This is a genomic window from Streptomyces cavernicola, from assembly GCF_029968035.1.
In the GTDB taxonomy this organism is placed as follows: domain Bacteria; phylum Actinomycetota; class Actinomycetes; order Streptomycetales; family Streptomycetaceae; genus Streptomyces; species Streptomyces cavernicola.
Map to the genome: position 1 here is coordinate 1 of NZ_JASCIQ010000048.1, position 16,364 is coordinate 16,364.

The following is a 16,364-nucleotide window of genomic DNA, read 5'->3' on the forward strand; positions in this document are numbered from 1 at the left end:
GGCCCCGGGGGCCCCGCGGCGGCCCCCCGGGGGCCCGAGGTGGTACGGGGCGCGCCTGGGCGGGCGGTTCAGCCCGCCCTGTAGTCGGCGCCGAGGGCGACTGAGACGTCCGCGTTCGCCGCCACCTTGCCCTTCCTGACGGCGCTGCTCGGCAGGTCGAGGGTCTTGGCGACCTCCTCGGCCTGCGCCTTCTGGGCGGCGTCGGCATAGGTGATCTGCGACACCGTGCCCCCGGCGGTGTTGCCCTGGACCACCGCCCAGCCGCCGTTGACGAGGTCCACGCGCGCGCGCTGCACGGCCTGCGCACCGCCGGAGAGGCTGATGCGGACCGCGTCGCCCTGGTCGGGGCTCTTGACCTTGCCGCCCAGCACGTCCTTGACCACGGCCCGGGTGGCCTGCTCGGTGAGGGTGCCGTCCTGCTGCACGGGCAGAACCGACGTCTTATAGGCACCGGTTTTCGCGTGCTCGGCGAGCTTCGCGAGCGAGGCGCCCAGATCGTTCTCCTTGAGAGACGGATCGAGGATCTGAGTGAGGGTTTTGACGGTCGTGGTGGCCGCGTCCGGGTCGCTGGAGATCTTCCGCAGCACGCCGTGCATGACCGCGCCGAACCGTTGCAGCTGCGCCGTCTCACTCTCGCCCGGCGCCCTGTAGGTGGCGTACGCCACAGCCATCGGGCCGCTCAGGGTCTGCTTCTCGCCCTTCTTGACGAGCGGTGCCTCGCCCTTATTCTTCGCCTCGGGGTCCGGCACGTTCGCATCGGTGTCGATGTCGATGTTGCCGACGAGTTCGACGAGGTTGTTGAGGTACGGGGTGTCCAGCCGCCAGGTGCCCTCGATGCGGGTGCCGAGGAGCGTGTCGATGGCCTCGCGGGTGCCGCCGGCGCCGTCCTCGTCGACGGACTTGCCGAGGGTGGTGGCGGCGCCCTCCTCGTCGGTCACGGCAAGGGAGTTGGGCAGCAGGACGGTGGAGCCCTGCCCGGTGGTGGTGTTGTCGACGAGCAGGGCGGTGGACGTCCCGCGCGCCTTGGTGTTGTGCAGGTGGAGCACGATCACGTCGCGCTTCTGCGGGCCGTCCGCCGCCGCGGGGCCGCCTTCCGAGCCGGACAGGCCGGGGAGCTTGCCCGCGTACCAGAGGTAGCCGACGCCGCCGGTCAGGGCGAGCGCGAGGACCACGACGAGGGCGACCACCCGGTTGCGGCCGCGGCGCTTGGCCTCCTCTCGGCGCTCGGTGCGGGACTCGGTGAACTTCAGCCAGTCGATGACGTCCTCGGACTCGTCGTCCGGGTCCTCGACGAACTGGAACTGCTCGGTGCGGTACTCGCCCTCCGCGCGCGGTGCCCCGTTGCTCGGCGCCTCACCCCGAGGCGTTCCGGCAGGCGTAGGCGGCGGTGCCTCGGCCTCAGGGGGTTCCGGCCGCTGCTGCGGTACCCAGGCGGTCTGCTCCTCGACGCGCTGCTGCGGCGCGGTCCCTGGGGCCTGCCCGTACGGGTCGTACGCGGCGCCCTGCCCCTGGTCGTACGCCTGAGGGCCCTGCCCGGCGTCGTATCCGCCCTGCCCGTAACCGCCTTGCGCGTAGGGGCCGTTGTCGTAGGCGGACTGCTCGGCGTACGGGTCGTAGCCGTAGCCCTGCGGTTGTTGCTGCTGCTGCGCGGCGTACGGGTCGTAACCCTGGGGCTGTTGCGGGGGCTGTTGCACCTGCTGGGGTGCGACCTGCTGGTACACCGGCTGCCCGTACTCGTCGTAGCCGACGATCTCGTAGCGGCCGTCGGCGTACGGGTCGTAAGGGTCCTGCTGTCGGTCGTTCACCGGTGCCCCTCTCGGCTCACTCGCCGCGGTACAGCTCGCGCTTGTCGATGTAGCGCACCACGCCGTCCGGCACCAGATACCAGACGGGTTCGCCCTTGGCGACCCGCGAGCGGCAGTCCGTCGAGGAGATCGCGAGGGCGGGCACCTCGACGAGCGAGACGCCGCCTTCCGGAAGTCCGTCGTCCGAGAGGTGGTGGCCCGGCCGGGTGCAGCCGATGAAGTGCGCGAGGGCGAAGAGTTCCTCCGCGTCCCGCCAGGTGAGGATCTGGCCGAGTGCGTCGGCGCCGGTGATGAAGAACAGATCCGTGTCGGGGTTGAGCGCGCGCAGATCGCGCAGAGTGTCGATCGTGTACGTCGGTCCACCGCGGTCGATATCGATGCGGCTGACCGAGAACTGCGGGTTCTCGGCGGTCGCGATGACCGTCATGAGGTAGCGGTCCTCGGCCGGGGAGACGGCCTTGTGGCTCTTCTGCCACGGCTGTCCGGTGGGCACGAACACGACCTCGTCGAGGTGGAACTGGGCGGCCACCTCGCTGGCGGCCACCAGGTGCCCGTGATGGATCGGGTCAAATGTTCCGCCCATGACGCCGAGACGGCGCTTGCCCGAGTGCGACGGGCCGGTAGGCATGTCCTGCTCTCCCATGCGTGCAGACCCTACCGGCCTCAGGCAAGTGCCCTGTCGGCGGTGGGATACGGCTCAGCGGTCGCGGTTGAAGCGGGTGGTGATCCAGAGGAGCAGGAGCAGCACCACGAGGGCGCCACCGCCGGTGACGTAAGGGCTGATGCTCGCGTGCTCGTCTACGTGCTCACCGCCGCCGGAGGCGAGGGTGACCAGCTGGGCTGCGGTGGTGTGGAGGCTCATCGTCGGCAGGACCTATCCGGGTGGGAGCGGGGTTGAGACTTCCCGCACATCGTATGCGGGCGCCTCGCGGGCGCTCACGCCGACTCAGGCATCGGGGCCCCGGGGCGGTACGCGACGGCCTCAGGGCCGGGGCTCAGGGCCGGGCTCAGGAAGGGCCGGGGCTCAGGGCCGGGCTCAGGAGTCGTCGCGGTCGTCGTCCGCGCCCTTCCCGTAGCCGCGGAGCAGGAACCAGGCGAGCAGGGCGGCGCCGACGAGGGAGACGACGAGGACGATGCGCAGGGTGTCGCCCGGCCCCTGATCCTTCGCCGCGAGCTCGGCGGCGGCCTGCAGGGCGGTGGGGGCGTACTCCATGGCGCGTACTCCTTCGGTGTGCTGCCCGGCCACCGTAGCCCGCGCGGAAAAGTGGATCGATGCGACCCCGTCGCGATGGAACCGAAACGCATAGGCTGGACGTTCTTGGGGGGCGGGACCAGCCGCAGAAATTGGGGGCCACATGACCGAGAACTCCGGAAGCCACGAGAATCTCCCCGGCCGGCAGCGCCGCCGCTTCCCCGGGATCTCCTCGCGGGCGTACGAACACCCGGCGGACCGCTCGGCGCTGGTGGCCCTGCGCCGGCTCAGCGGGTTCGACACGGTGTTCAAGGCGCTCAGCGGGCTGCTGCCCGAGCGCAGTCTGCGGCTGCTCTTCCTGTCGGACTCGGTGCGGGTCAGCGACGCCCAGTTCGCGCACCTCAACACCATGCTGCGCGACGCCTGTTACATCCTGGACCTGGAGAAGGTCCCGCCGATGTACGTCAACCAGGACCCGAAGCCGAACGCGATGTGCATCGGCCTGGACGAGCCGATCATCGTCGTCACCACGGGCCTGGTGGAGCTGCTCGACGAGGAGGAGATGCGCGCCGTCGTCGGCCACGAGGTGGGCCACGCCCTCTCCGGCCACTCGGTGTACCGCACGATCCTGCTGTTCCTCACCAACCTCGCCCTGAAGGTGGCGTGGATCCCGCTGGGCAACGTCGCGATCATGGCGATCGTGACGGCGCTGCGCGAGTGGTTCCGCAAGTCGGAACTGTCGGCGGACCGCGCGGGCCTGCTCGTCGGCCAGGATCTGCAGGCGTCGATGCGCGGCCTGATGAAGATCGCGGGCGGCAACCACCTGCACGAGATGAACGTGGACGCGTTCCTGGAGCAGGCCGAGGAGTACGAGGCGGGCGGCGACCTGCGCGACTCGGTCCTGAAGATCCTGAACGTCCTGCCCCGTTCGCACCCCTTCACCACGGTGCGCGCGGCCGAGCTGAAGCGCTGGTCCGAGTCGCGCGACTACCAGCGGATCATGGACGGCCACTACCCGAAGCGGGACGAGGACAAGGACACCTCGGTCTCCGACTCCTTCCGCCAGTCCGCGTCGAGCTACGCCAGTGAGGTGCGTACGTCCAAGGACCCGCTGATGAAGCTGGTCTCGGACATCGCGGGCGGCGCGGGCGACCTGGGCGGCAAGCTGCGGGACAAGTTCACGGGGGCGGGTTCCGGCACGTCCGGCGCGTCCGGCGCACCCGGCACGCCCAGCGGCGAGGACGACCGCGGCGACAGGGGCGACCAGGACGGCCGAGACGACAGCGAGGGGCGCGCGTAAGGCGTACGCCGTACGGACAGGGGGCGCAGCTCCCGCTCACGAGCCCGGCCTCACGACCCCGGCGAAGGCTGGGCCGAGTCGGCGAGCGTGCCGCACAGCGCCGTGTCGTGCGCTCCGCTCGCGTACGGGTCGGTCGCCGCGGGGCCGCCCGGCTTCGCCGTCTGCCCGGCGAGCAGGGGCCGCAGCCGGTCGGCCGAGGCGGTCGCGCAGGAGAGCGGCCCGGCCTGGACGTGCGAGGTGAGCAGTTCGGTGCGCTGGCGCTGGAGGTCCTCGCGGTCGAAGCGGAAGTGCAGCACGCGGTGGACGGTGAAGAGGCTGGCGCGCTCGCCGTCGCCGTTCTCGTCTGTGGCGGGGCGTACGGCGTAGACGAAGGTGTGCTCGGCGGTCACGTCGATGAGCTCGGAGTTCACCTCGTCGACGTGCAGGCTGCCGTGGACGCGGACGCGCTGGTCGGCGAGCTCGGTGTGCTTGGGGTCGAAGCGGACGAGCCAGCCGGTGGCGGTGTGCCGGCCGTCGGCGGCGGGCCGCTCGAAGCTGCGGTCGAACTGATCGAGCTGGTCCGGGTCGAGCAGGATCCGCACCGAGCGCACCTCGTCGCCGGTGAGCGCGTCGGGGTCGAGGGAGGACGCCACGAGGTAGTCCTTGGCGGTGGTCAGCGCGGTGAGGACCTGGCTGTCGGAGAAGTGCGCGGTGCGGCGTGCGGCGGGCAGCCCGATCCCGGCGGCCCCGGCCTTGTACTCGGCGGCGGGGCTGCGGGCGAACAGCGCGGCGGCGTCCTGCGCGCCGGGCACGACCCCGCGCGGCGCGAGCGGGACGACGGTCGTGCGCAGCGGGTCGGCGGGCCGGTGGCGAGGGGGCGGGGCCGGGTTGCGTACGCCCATGAAGATCGCCGTGGCGAAGGCGACCACGATCAGCAGGACGAGGATCAGGGCCTGCCGGGACAGCCTGTGGGCCGCGGCCGCGGCGGCGGTGGGGCGGCGGCGGACGGCCGGCGCGTGCTCGCCGACGCGCTCGCTCGCCGAGAACTCCTGGAGGCGGGCAGCGCGTACGAACGACTCGTCGAAGACGACGGATCGGTACTCTTCCTCGCCTCCACCGGGGACGCCTTCTGGTGTGCCTTCGGGTGTGCCCTCAGGTGGGTCTCCAGGCCCGGCCATACTTTCAGGGTAGGTCGCCGGGCCCTCGGGTAAACGCGCTGGTACGCGTCAACTTCCCGCAGCGGCAAAGAACTTACGGCGCGGGCGCGGAGCGGTCGGCGTGCAGGGACGGGACGGCGGGGCCGGCCGGCGCGGAGGGGGTGCGGTCCACTCCGCTGGTGGCGGGCGGCGGGCCCGGATCCTGGCGGCCCGAGGAGTTGCCGCGGTACACGGCGCTGAAGGCTAGGGCGACCATGCCGATGCCCATGACGAGGGCGAGGACCCAGGCGACGGGCCGGTGCCAGCGCCCCGGAGCGCGCCGCCCCGCACCGTTCCCGCCCGTCTTGTCGCACTCGGTGCACTCCTCGGAACCGTGGGCGACACAGCCGCCGGGCCCGTGGCCGTACGGGTCGTAGGCGTCGTACGCGTCGTAGGCGTCGTGGGGGTGGTACGAGCCGCGAGGGCGGTGCGGGTCGGACGGATCGCCGCGTTCCGGATCGTGGCCGGATTCGTCCCTGTACCGACGGTGTTCGGCCTCGGCTCGGGCCTCGGCCGCGGCGAGCAGGCGCTCCACGGCGCTGGGCTCGTGGAAGGCGGCGGAGCGGACGAAGTCCTCGTCGAAGACCACGGCGGCGAACTCCTCGTCCGCACGTCCGTGGTCGCGGTCGTCGTCGGGCTCCCGGCCGTCCGGTGACGGCGTGCCCCCCACGTCCTCCGGCACGGGTCCAGAGTAGACCTGGGGGGTCAATTTGGGCAGGGCGTAAGGGAATTCGCCGCTTTGTATACGCGCCGACGGGCACCCGCCGCCCAGGCGCGTACGCCCTGCCCGTGCGTACGGGACGGGCTCAGCGGGTGTGGCCGTCGCCGGTGACGATGTACTTGGTCGAGGTCAGCTCGGGCAGGCCCATCGGGCCGCGGGCGTGCAGCTTCTGCGTGGAGATACCGATCTCGGCGCCGAAGCCGAACTGGCCGCCGTCGGTGAACCGCGTGGAGGCGTTCACGGCGACGGTGGTGGAGTCGACCAGCTGGGTGAAGCGGCGGGCGGCCTGCTGCGAGGTGGTGACGATGGCCTCGGTGTGCCCGGAGGTCCAGAGCCGGATGTGCTCGACGGCTTTGTCGAGGGAGTCGACGACGGCGGCGGCGATGTCGTACGAGAGGTACTCGGTCTCCCAGTCCTCCGGCGTCGCGGGCACGACGGTGGCCTCGGACTTCTCGGCGTACGCCTGGACGCGTTCGTCTGCGTGCACGGTCACTCCGGCCTGCGCGAGGGCGTCGAGGGCGCGCGGCAGGAAGGCCTCGGCGATGTCGGCGTGCACGAGGAGGGTCTCGGCGGCGTTGCAGACGCTGGGGCGCTGGGCCTTGGAGTTGATCAGGATGTCGACGGCCATGTCGAGGTCGGCGTGGGCGTCCACGTAGACGTGGCAGTTGCCGGTGCCGGTCTCGATGACGGGGACCGTGGACTCCTCGACGACGGTACGGATGAGGGAGGCGCCGCCGCGCGGGATCAGCACGTCGACGAGGCCGCGGGCGCGCATCAACTCCCGTACGGAGTCCCGGGATTCGCCGGGCACGAGCTGCACGGCGTCGGCCGGCAGACCGGCGCCGCCGACGGCGTCGCGCAGCACGCGGACGAGGGCGGTGTTGGAGTGGTACGCGGAGGACGAGCCGCGCAGCAGCACCGCGTTGCCGGACTTGAGGCAGAGGGCGGCGGCGTCGACGGTGACGTTGGGCCGGGCCTCGTAGATGATCCCGACGACGCCGAGCGGGACGCGCACCTGGCGCAGGTCGATGCCGTTGGGCAGGGTCGAGCCGCGCACGACCTCGCCGACCGGGTCGGGCAGGGCCACGACGTCGCGCACGTCGGAGGCGATGGCGCGGACGCGCTCGGGGGTGAGGGTGAGGCGGTCGACGATGGACTCGCTGGTGCCGGCGGCGCGGGCCTTGGCGATGTCCTCGGCGTTGGCCTCGACGATCTCCTTCGTCCGCACTTCGAGGGCGTCCGCGATGGCGAGCAGCGCGTCGTCCTTGGCGGCCCGTGGCAGCGGCGCGATGTCGGCGGCCGCGGCGCGGGCGCGGTAGGCGGCCTGGGCGACCGGGGACATGTCGGCGTACGGGGAGAGCGAGGTCATGCTCGCAGGGTAACGGGGCCGCTCACCGGTTCCGGCAGCTGTTCCGCACTCCGAGATGTTCCGAGATGTGAGGTGAGACGGGGGCGGGTCGGCAGGGGGCACCACCGCGAGGCGGCGCCGCATCCCCGCCTCCCCGCCTCCCCGCCTCCCCCGCAGGTCGGCCGGATCCGGTGCCGGGTGGTGGCCGGAAAGGGAGCCGTTCAGAACGGGTGGACGCCCACGGGGGCCGCAGGCGGTGGGCCGTAGCCCTCGGCGATGCGCTGGTGGTACGTCTCGCGGTCGATCACCTCGAGGCCGACGATCTCCCACGGCGGCAGCTGTGCGCTCTGCCGGTGCTCGCCCCACAGCCGCAGGGCGACGGCGGCCGCGTCGTGCAGGTCACGGGCCTCCTCCCAGTACCGGATCTCGGCGTGGTCGTTCGCGTACCGGCTGGTCAGCAGGAACGGGTGGTCGTGGGCGAGCTGTTCGAGGCCCCGCCTGATGTCCGGGAGCGGGGTCGCGGGGCCCGAGACGCTCAGGGTCACGTGCCACAGGCGGGGCTCGTCGGCGGGCGCCCGCCGCTTCTGCTCCGCCGGCTCGCTCGTCGGCTCGGTCCGCTCGTCCGGGTCCGCGGGGGCGTCGCCCGTCCTGACGCTCGTCAGGGCCCGCTCCCCGCCTCGGGACGCCGCCCCAGGGCGCGCTCGTCTCACCGGCGGCCTCCTGCTCTGCCTTCGTCGTGCGGACCTGCCCCGCCCGCGTCACTGCCCCGCAAACAATTGCCCCGCAACAAAGTTGAACAGGCCGGGGCGCTTCGCGTGGGGTTTTTACGGAAGGTCCCCCGCCCAGGGCGCGCTGTTTCGGCCGGATCGGCGTTCCAGCTGCACGTATGGCGTCAACAGGCTGTTGCAGCTTCCCCCGGACTTCCCCCCGGCCTCCCCCGGCTTCCGGCGGTTTCCGGCGACGCGCGCCCGTCCGTCACGCGATACGCACGCACCTCAGCCGTGCAGCAGCACCAGGTCGTCCCGGTGCACGACCTCCCGCTCGTACGCCGGACCCAGCTCCTTGGCCAGCTCGCGGGTGGAGCGGCCGATGAGCTGCGGGATCTCCTTGGCGTCGAAGTTGACCAGGCCGCGGGCGACCGCATGCCCCTCGGCGTCCCGCAGCTCGACCGGGTCGCCCGCGCTGAACTCGCCCTCGACCGCCTGGATGCCGGCGGGCAGCAGCGACGTACGCCGCTCGCAGACCGCGCGCACCGCGCCGTCGTCCAGGGTGAGCGCGCCCTGCGGGGTGGAGGCGTGCTGCAGCCAGAGCAGGCGGTCGGCGGAGCGCCGCCCGGTGCTGTGGAAGTGGGTGCCGGTGTCCCGCCCGGCGAGCGCGTCCGCGGCGTGCACCGCGGAGGTGAGGACGACGGGGATGCCGGCGGCGGCCGCGATCCGGGCGGCCTCGACCTTGGTGACCATGCCGCCGGTGCCGACGCCCGCCTTGCCGGCGCTGCCGATCTGGACGTGCTCTATGTCGGCGGGCCCGCGGACCTCCTCGATGCGCGAGGTGCCGGGCTTCGCCGGGTCGCCGTCGTAGAGCCCGTCCACGTCGGAGAGCAGCACGAGCAGGTCGGCGCGGACCAGGTGGGCGACGAGGGCGGCGAGGCGGTCGTTGTCGCCGAAGCGGATCTCGTCCGTCGCCACCGTGTCGTTCTCGTTGACGATCGGCAGCGCGCCCATGGCGAGGAGCTGGTCGAGCGTGCGCGAAGCGTTGCGGTGGTGGGCGCGGCGGGCCATGTCGTCGCTGGTGAGCAGGACCTGGCCGACGCGTACGCCGTAGCGCGCGAAGGAGGCGGTGTAGCGGGCGACGAGCAGGCCCTGGCCGACGCTGGCCGCGGCCTGCTGGCGGGCCAGGTCGCGCGGTCGGCGGCGCAGGCCGAGCGGGGCGAGCCCGGCGGCGATGGCGCCGGAGGAGACCAGGACGATCTCCTTCTCACCGCCGCTGCGGGACTTGGCGAGGACGTCGACGAGGGCGTCCACCCGGTCCGCGTCGAGGCCGCCGGCCGCGGTGGTGAGCGAGGAGGAGCCCACCTTCACCACGATGCGACGGGCCTCGGCCACGCTCTTCCTTGCTACGCCTGACGCTGCGCCTGACACTTGCGTTCCCCTGCTGCCCTACCGGCGACGTTCTACGGCCAGTGCCGAACCACTGGCCACGACCGGTGACGATCCCTGCTCCCGCAATCTACGTGAGAGGGGCGGGCGGCCGCCCGCGCATTCCGACCCGTGGGCGGCGCGGGCACCGGTCCGCGGTCGGCGCCGGTGCCGGCTCATCGTCGGCGCGGGCGGAGGCGAGGGTTCCGGCAGCTCGGGGGCGGGACGGCCGGCCTCACTCACGGGTTCAGTCGCTTTGCCCCGGTATCCGGTGATAGTTGTCACGGAAGATTGCTCAGGCAGCGCCGATGGTCATACGGTCAGGGGTCAGCCTTCCCCGCTCGGCCCTCCCCCACGGCGTCGTGACGGGGACCGTTTCCACCGCATCCCCCCATCCGAACTTTGCCAGGAGCCCAGCCCGTGCCCTCCGCCGGACTCGCCACCCGCCGCGTCGTGCAGCTACTCACGCTCTTCACGATGTTCGCGCTCTTCACGGCGCAGCTCGCCAGCGCTCTGCTGCCGAACCTGCCCGTCTTCGTCGTAGCGAGCGCCGGGGGTCTGGCCCTCGACACGTACCTGCAGTACAAGCGTCCGGGTCTGCTCGCCCTGCTCGGCAAGATCCGCTTCGACGTGACGGTGCGGCAGCTCCTGCGCGACATGCTGATCGTGGTCGGCCTGCTCCGCCTGCCCGGGATAAACCCGCTCAACGAGCAGGCCCCGCTCACCATCGCGCTGCTCACCTTCTACCTGGCGCACTTCGTCTGCCAGGCCCTGGCCGTACTGGTCCGGCGCAGCCGCCAGCTGCCGATCGTCACGCGCAACATCGACGCCTCGGCCCTGCACCTGAGCGCCGCCCCGCCGCGCATCCTGGCCCGCCGCCAGGCCCACCGCCTCCTTGTCTTCTCGGCCCCCGCGACGGTCGGCCTGATGGTCTCGGCGCTCACCAAGACCGTGTTCGCGGGCGCCGTCGGCGTCGGCATCTCGCTCGCCCTGATGGCCGGCGGCACCGCCTACCTGGCCACCTGGATGCTGCCGAAGAAGCGCCGCGTCAACGACGAGAAGGTCATGGAGTGGCTCTCGGCCTGGCTCGACGAGTACAAGCCGACCGTCGCCATGTACTTCTCCGGCGGCACCACCTCCGCGTACCAGGCGAACATGTGGCTCTCCACGCTCGCCAAGGTCGACGGCAAGCCGCTGATCGTGCTGCGTGAGCGCTTCATGGTGCAGAAGATCGACGCCACCGACGTGCCGATCCTGTGCGTCCCCAAGGTCGCGAACATGTTCGCCCTGGAGGACTCGACGCTGAAGATGATGCTGCACCCGGCCAACGCCGCGAAGACCTCGCAGGTGCTGCGCATCCCCACCCTGAAGCACGCGTTCATCAACCACGGCGAGAGCGACAAGCTCTCCTCCTGCAACCCGTACGCGAAGGCCTACGACGAGGTCTGGGTCGCGGGCCCCGCCGCCCGCGACCGCTACCAGCTCGCGGACATCGGCGTCGACGACAAGGACGTCGTGGAGGTCGGCCGCCCGCAGCTCTCCCCGATCCGCCCGTACGCGGGCGCCCCCACCGGCGAGTACACGACGGTCCTGTACGCCCCCACCTGGGAGGGCTGGGACGGCAACCCGGGCAACACCTCGGTGGTCCTCGCCGGCGAGAACATCGTGCGCGAGCTGCTCGCCGACCCGAAGGTCCGGCTGCTCTACAAGCCGCACCCGATGACGGGCTCGCAGAACCCGGCCGCCGGCGCCGCCAACGACCGCATCAAGGCGATGATCCGCGAGGCCGCCGCGCAGCGCACCGGCGCCCGGCCCGGCCCCGAGGCCGCCGAGGAACTCGCCCTGCGCACCGCCGAGTTGGACGCGCTCACCTCGTCGTCGTTCCGCACCGGAACCGACGAGCAGGAGCGGATGATGCTGCAGACCGCGCCGGCCGAGGACCGCGAGGCGGCCGTGGCCGCGGCGACGGCGGCCTGGGAGGCGGCGTACTGGAGCTCGTTCCCGGAGTGGGAGCACCAGATCATCACCAGCGCCCGCCCGCCGATCTTCTCCTGCTTCAACCAGGCCGACCTGCTGATCAGCGACGTCTCCTCGGTGGTCTCGGACTGGCTGAGCAGCGAGAAGCCGTACGCGGTCGCCAACACCTCGGGCCTGTCCGAGGCCGAGTTCCGCTCGGGCTTCCCGACGGTGCGCGCGGCCACGATCCTCACCCCCGAGGCGGACGGCGTGCCCGCGCTCATGGAGTCGGTGCGCAACCCGGCGCAGGACCCGCACGCCGGCTCCCGCGCCGAGCTCAAGGAGCACCTGCTCGGCCCGTCGGACCCGCCGTCCATCGACCGCTTCAACGCCGCGATCCGCGCCCTGTGCGCCGAGGCCGACGCCCGCCGCGCCCGCACGGAGGCCCGCCTGGTCTCGGAGATCCCGGCCCAGCGCACGGCGGAAGCAGCAACAGAGGAAGACGCGGACGCCGAAGAGGTCAGCGCCTGATCTCCTTGGCCTGTTGTGGGCAATCGTTCCGCAGGGCGGAACGGGTGGGCACAACACCACGGCGCCGAGTGCGCTGAACGACAAGCTGGAGCAACACCAAGAGGGCGGCACCCGGAACTTCCCGGGTGCCGCCCTCTTACGTACGCACGAAAGCCTAGAACGGCTTGAACTCGTCGAACTCCTGCTCCGCCTCGTCCCGCTCCGCCTGCTTGTCCCGACGCCGCTGCGCCGCAGGCCTCGGCGCCTCGAAGCGGTGGTCCTCGCCACGGCGGCCGAGCATCTCCGCACCGGAGGCCACCGTCGGCTCCCAGTCGAAGACGACCGCGTTCTCCTCGGGGCCGATGGCGACGCCGTCGCCGGTGCGGGCGCCCGCCTTCATCAACTCGGCCTCGACACCGAGGCGTTCGAGCCGGTCGGCGAGGTAGCCCACGGCCTCGTCGTTGTTGAAGTCGGTCTGCCGCACCCAGCGCTCCGGCTTCTCGCCGCGCACCCGGAAGAGTCCGTCCTCTTCCTGTACGACGGTGAAGCCGGCGTCGTCCACGGCCTTCGGGCGGATGACGATCCGGGTCGCCTCCTCGACCGGCTTCGCGGCGCGCGCGGCGCCCACCAGCTCGGCGAGGGCGTACGACAGCTCCTTGAGCCCGGTGTGCGCGACCGCGGACACCTCGAAGACGCGGTAGCCGCGCTCCTCCAGGTCGGGCCGGACCATGTCGGCCAGGTCCTTGCCGTCGGGCACGTCGATCTTGTTGAGGACGACGAGCCGCGGGCGGTTCTCCAGGCCCGCGCCGTACTCCTTCAGCTCCGCCTCGATGACGTCGAGGTCGGAGACCGGGTCGCGCTCGGACTCCAGGGTCGCCGTGTCGAGTACGTGCACGAGGACCGAGCAGCGCTCGACGTGCCGCAGGAACTCCAGGCCCAGGCCCTTGCCCTGGCTGGCGCCGGGGATGAGACCGGGCACGTCCGCGATGGTGTAGACGGTCGAACCGGCCGTCACCACACCGAGGTTGGGCACGAGCGTCGTGAACGGGTAGTCCGCGATCTTCGGCTTGGCGGCGGAGAGCACGGAGATCAGCGAGGACTTGCCCGCGCTCGGGTAGCCGACGAGCGCCACGTCCGCGACGGTCTTCAGTTCCAGGACGATCTCGCCGGTCTGGCCGGGCTCGCCGAGCAGCGCGAAGCCGGGCGCCTTGCGGCGGGCGGAGGCGAGGGCGGCGTTGCCGAGCCCGCCCCGGCCGCCCTGCGCGGCGACGTACGAGGTGCCCTGGCCGACGAGGTCCGCGAGGACGTTGCCCTGCCGGTCGAGGACGACCGTGCCGTCCGGCACGGGCAGAACCAGGTCCTGGCCGTCCTTGCCTGCGCGGTTGCCGCCCTCGCCGGGCTTGCCGTTGGTGGCCTTGCGGTGCGGGCTGTGGTGGTAGTCGAGCAGGGTGGTCACGGACTGGTCGACGACGAGCGTGATGTCGCCGCCCCGGCCGCCGTTGCCGCCGTCGGGGCCGCCGAGCGGCTTGAACTTCTCCCGGTGAACGGAGGCACAGCCGTGACCTCCGTTACCCGCGGCGATGTGCAGCTCGACGCGGTCCACGAAGGTGGTCATGGTTCGGTGCCTCCAGGGGTACTGCTGACTGACTGGGTCTGACAGGTCTGACGGGCCTGTCTCTCTACTAACACGCCGAGGGCGGACCCGCTTCCCGTACGAGTGCCGTACGAGAAGTGAGGTCCGCCCTCGGAGTTCCGCGGTGGGAACCGCGGAGAAGAACCGCGAGAGAACTCGCTCTACGGTGCCTTGGTTCAGGCGACCGGAACGATGTTCACGACCTTGCGGCCACGGTGGGTACCGAACTCCACCGCACCGGCGGCAAGCGCGAACAGAGTGTCGTCCTTGCCGCGGCCGACCGAGTCGCCCGGGTGGAAGTGGGTGCCGCGCTGGCGGACCAGGATCTCACCGGCGTTGACGACCTGACCGCCGAAGCGCTTCACGCCGAGCCGCTGAGCATTGGAATCGCGACCGTTCCGAGTGGACGATGCGCCCTTCTTGTGTGCCATCTCTCCTCAGTCCCTTACTTCGCAGCCGTGGGGATCTCAGTGACCTTGATCGCCGTGTACTGCTGGCGGTGGCCCTGACGACGGCGGTAACCGGTCTTGTTCTTGTAGCGCAGGATGTCGATCTTCGCGCCCTTGTGGTGGTCCACGACCTCGGCCTGGACCTTGATGCCGGCCAGAACCCACGGGTCGCTGGTCACAGCTTCGCCGTCGACGAGCAGCAGGGTCGAGAGCTCGACCGTGTCGCCGACATTGGCGGTGGAAATCTTGTCAACCTCAACGATGTCACCGACAGCAACCTTGTGCTGGCGGCCACCGCTGCGCACGATGGCGTACACGCGGATCTCACTCTCTACGACTCGAAACGGGACCCTGCAGTCCAGCCGCTCGCGAAGGCGATCGGCCTCCCCCGGGCACGAGGCGCGGGGGGCTCCCGGACAGAGATCCAGGAGGAGAAAGGTTTACAGGGGTGCGGCACGTCTAATGGACACGCCGACGGCCAAGGTTACGGGGGCCCACCCGGAAGGGTCAAACCGGCCCCGGACCACCGCTCCGCGCCACCGAGCCGGGCCGCTCACGCGAAGCGCCGCTCGCCGTCCTGCGGCAGTGACCGCACGCCTTTGCACAGGTCGGTGGAGTCGTCGACGCCCGGCCAGGCGACGCTGCGCAGCCGGTCGAAGTGCGACCGGTACGCGTCGTGCACGGAGTCGTCGTCGACCTTCACCATCGCCTCGTCGTTCTCCCGCAGCGCCGGCGCCGTGTGGTTGCCGGAGCCGGTGAAGGAGACCTTGTTCCGCTTGCCGACGTACACGCCGTCGATCAGCAGGTACTTGTTGTGGACGAGGTACGGCGTGACGAGCCTCTCACCGGGGTTCTGCGGGTCCCGATCGTCGTTGTAGCAGCGCAGGGACGGCCCGCCGGAGGTGTGCAGCGCCTCCCAGGTGCCCTTCACCCCGCCCTGGCTCGCGGCGCTGTCGGTCTCCGCGTACGTCACGTACACCGAACAGCCGGCCTTCCTCAGGGCCACCAGCTTGTCGGCGATGACCTGCCGGGTCAGCTTGAAGACGGCGACGCGGACCCTGGTGCGCTGGGTGACGCCGGCGGAGTCCTTGTACGTGCAGGTGACGTTGTTGAGGATCGAGTGCACGGTGTCGGTCTCGACGGTCGTCCCGGCCCGCGGGAAGTAGTACGCCTTGTAGGGGTAGTCGGTCACCGTGCGGTAGCGCCAGGCCGCCCAGTCCTTGCGGGTCATCTCGGCGAAGTACGCGGAGTACGCGCCGTACAGCGCCGAGTTGTCCGGCAGTTGCAGCGCGTCGTTGAAGAACTTGGTGTTCGCCGACGGGGTCGAGTTGGTCGTCGTCTGCACGACCACGTTCCGCCCGCCCTCGACCGCCGAGAACAGCCAGAACTTGTTGTGCATGATCGACTTCCCGAACTGCGGGTCGCCGAGGCAGGACTTCCCGGCCGGGCAGAGCAGCGCGAACGACGGCTTCGTACGGTCCGATCCGAGCGCGGCCTTCAAGGTGGCGTACGAGGGGTTGGTGGGGTTGTCGCTGACGCTGGACTCGTCGAGCAGGACCTGGACGTTGACCCCGCGGGCCCGCGCGCGCAGCAGGGCGTCGACGACCGTGGTCTCCCACACGTGGTAGACGGCGACCTTGATCGTGGAGCCGGGGAGCGCGGAGTCGGTGAGGTGGACGAGGCGTGTGCGTATCGCGTACTGCTCGGTCGTGCCGCCCAGCGGGTCGTTGAAGATCGGCCCCTCGGCCAGAGCCCGGGGCTCGGCCGGGGCCTGAGGTTCGGCCGTCGACGTGGTTGCCGCGCCCGCCGGTTGAGCCCCCGTCAGCTGGAGTCCCGCCGCGGACACGGCGGTCACGAAAACGGCGAGGCCGCGCGCACCGGTGCGCAGCCTCGCCGCAGGGTCCCGTACTGCGTCTCTCGGGCGCACGGGCAAGACGATCCCCTCCCCTGCCCCCGGCCACGCGTCCCACCCGGACACCGCTCTCGAACACACAACCGTGGGCTCATGTGTGTGACTCACGAGTCTTACACAGAGTGTCCGGCCGGTTGTAGAGGGTTGCAGCCACCGTCGCTGCGGACGGACTTCCGCGCCAACTCCCGTCCTGGTCAGGGCAGTTGTGGGGGCAAAAAACGGAGGCGC

Annotated in this window: 15 protein-coding genes; 2 read left to right on the forward strand and 13 right to left on the reverse strand. The window is 71.4% G+C overall.

Going from position 1 to position 16,364, the window contains the following annotated elements:
• Window positions 1-68: 68 nt before the first annotated feature.
• The 4 genes from QIS96_RS32640 to QIS96_RS32655 all read right to left on the reverse strand — a co-directional run bounded on the left by QIS96_RS32640 (window position 69) and on the right by QIS96_RS32655 (window position 3,018).
• A complete protein-coding gene (locus QIS96_RS32640; protein ID WP_282546438.1) occupies window positions 69-1,805 on the reverse strand; it encodes an LCP family protein in 1,737 nt (578 codons plus the stop codon).
• A 16-nt stretch (window positions 1,806-1,821) separates the two neighbouring features.
• Window positions 1,822-2,448, reverse strand: a complete 627-nt coding sequence (gene nadD, locus QIS96_RS32645) for a nicotinate-nucleotide adenylyltransferase (protein ID WP_282546439.1) — start codon at window positions 2,446-2,448, stop codon at window positions 1,822-1,824.
• Window positions 2,449-2,502: 54 nt separating this feature from the next.
• Window positions 2,503-2,667 (reverse strand): hypothetical protein, encoded by a 165-nt coding sequence (locus QIS96_RS32650; RefSeq protein WP_282546440.1) that lies wholly within the window; start codon window positions 2,665-2,667, stop codon window positions 2,503-2,505.
• 174 nt (window positions 2,668-2,841) lie between these two features.
• Entirely contained in the window at window positions 2,842-3,018 is a 177-nt protein-coding gene (locus QIS96_RS32655) for a hypothetical protein (RefSeq protein ID WP_282546441.1), read from the reverse strand.
• A gap of 142 nt (window positions 3,019-3,160) precedes the next feature.
• On the opposite strand from QIS96_RS32655, the gene QIS96_RS32660 reads away from it, so the two are divergent.
• Entirely contained in the window at window positions 3,161-4,297 is a 1,137-nt protein-coding gene (locus QIS96_RS32660) for a M48 family metallopeptidase (protein ID WP_282546442.1), read from the forward strand.
• A gap of 50 nt (window positions 4,298-4,347) precedes the next feature.
• Here the strand turns inward: QIS96_RS32660 and QIS96_RS32665 are convergent, their stop codons facing one another.
• The 5 genes from QIS96_RS32665 to proB all read right to left on the reverse strand — a co-directional run bounded on the left by QIS96_RS32665 (window position 4,348) and on the right by proB (window position 9,643).
• On the reverse strand, window positions 4,348-5,454 hold the full coding sequence (locus tag QIS96_RS32665) for an SCO2583 family membrane protein (RefSeq protein ID WP_282546443.1): 1,107 nt from the start codon (window positions 5,452-5,454) through the stop codon (window positions 4,348-4,350).
• 73 nt (window positions 5,455-5,527) lie between these two features.
• Window positions 5,528-6,154: an SCO2584 family spore wall biosynthesis protein gene (locus tag QIS96_RS32670; protein WP_456316899.1), complete on the reverse strand. Its 627-nt coding sequence runs from the start codon at window positions 6,152-6,154 to the stop codon at window positions 5,528-5,530.
• A gap of 124 nt (window positions 6,155-6,278) precedes the next feature.
• Window positions 6,279-7,562, reverse strand: a complete 1,284-nt coding sequence (locus QIS96_RS32675; RefSeq protein WP_282546445.1) for a glutamate-5-semialdehyde dehydrogenase — start codon at window positions 7,560-7,562, stop codon at window positions 6,279-6,281.
• A 200-nt stretch (window positions 7,563-7,762) separates the two neighbouring features.
• Window positions 7,763-8,251 (reverse strand): hypothetical protein, encoded by a 489-nt coding sequence (locus tag QIS96_RS32680; protein ID WP_282546446.1) that lies wholly within the window; start codon window positions 8,249-8,251, stop codon window positions 7,763-7,765.
• Window positions 8,252-8,536: 285 nt separating this feature from the next.
• Entirely contained in the window at window positions 8,537-9,643 is a 1,107-nt protein-coding gene (proB, locus tag QIS96_RS32685; protein WP_282546447.1) for a glutamate 5-kinase, read from the reverse strand.
• Between the two features lie 453 nt (window positions 9,644-10,096).
• On the opposite strand from proB, the gene QIS96_RS32690 reads away from it, so the two are divergent.
• Window positions 10,097-12,163: a hypothetical protein gene (locus tag QIS96_RS32690; RefSeq protein ID WP_282546448.1), complete on the forward strand. Its 2,067-nt coding sequence runs from the start codon at window positions 10,097-10,099 to the stop codon at window positions 12,161-12,163.
• A gap of 154 nt (window positions 12,164-12,317) precedes the next feature.
• Here QIS96_RS32690 and obgE read toward each other — a convergent pair whose 3' ends face one another.
• From obgE to QIS96_RS32710, 4 genes are all read right to left on the reverse strand, one after another.
• Entirely contained in the window at window positions 12,318-13,757 is a 1,440-nt protein-coding gene (gene obgE / locus QIS96_RS32695; RefSeq protein ID WP_282546449.1) for a GTPase ObgE, read from the reverse strand.
• A gap of 194 nt (window positions 13,758-13,951) precedes the next feature.
• Window positions 13,952-14,206, reverse strand: a complete 255-nt coding sequence (rpmA, locus tag QIS96_RS32700) for a 50S ribosomal protein L27 (RefSeq protein ID WP_282546450.1) — start codon at window positions 14,204-14,206, stop codon at window positions 13,952-13,954.
• Window positions 14,207-14,220: 14 nt separating this feature from the next.
• Window positions 14,221-14,541 carry a 50S ribosomal protein L21 gene (gene rplU / locus QIS96_RS32705; protein ID WP_161693665.1) on the reverse strand — a complete coding sequence of 107 codons (321 nt, stop codon included), beginning with the start codon at window positions 14,539-14,541 and terminating at the stop codon, window positions 14,221-14,223.
• A 236-nt stretch (window positions 14,542-14,777) separates the two neighbouring features.
• Window positions 14,778-16,151: a phospholipase D-like domain-containing protein gene (locus QIS96_RS32710; protein ID WP_282546451.1), complete on the reverse strand. Its 1,374-nt coding sequence runs from the start codon at window positions 16,149-16,151 to the stop codon at window positions 14,778-14,780.
• Window positions 16,152-16,364 lie beyond the last annotated feature (213 nt).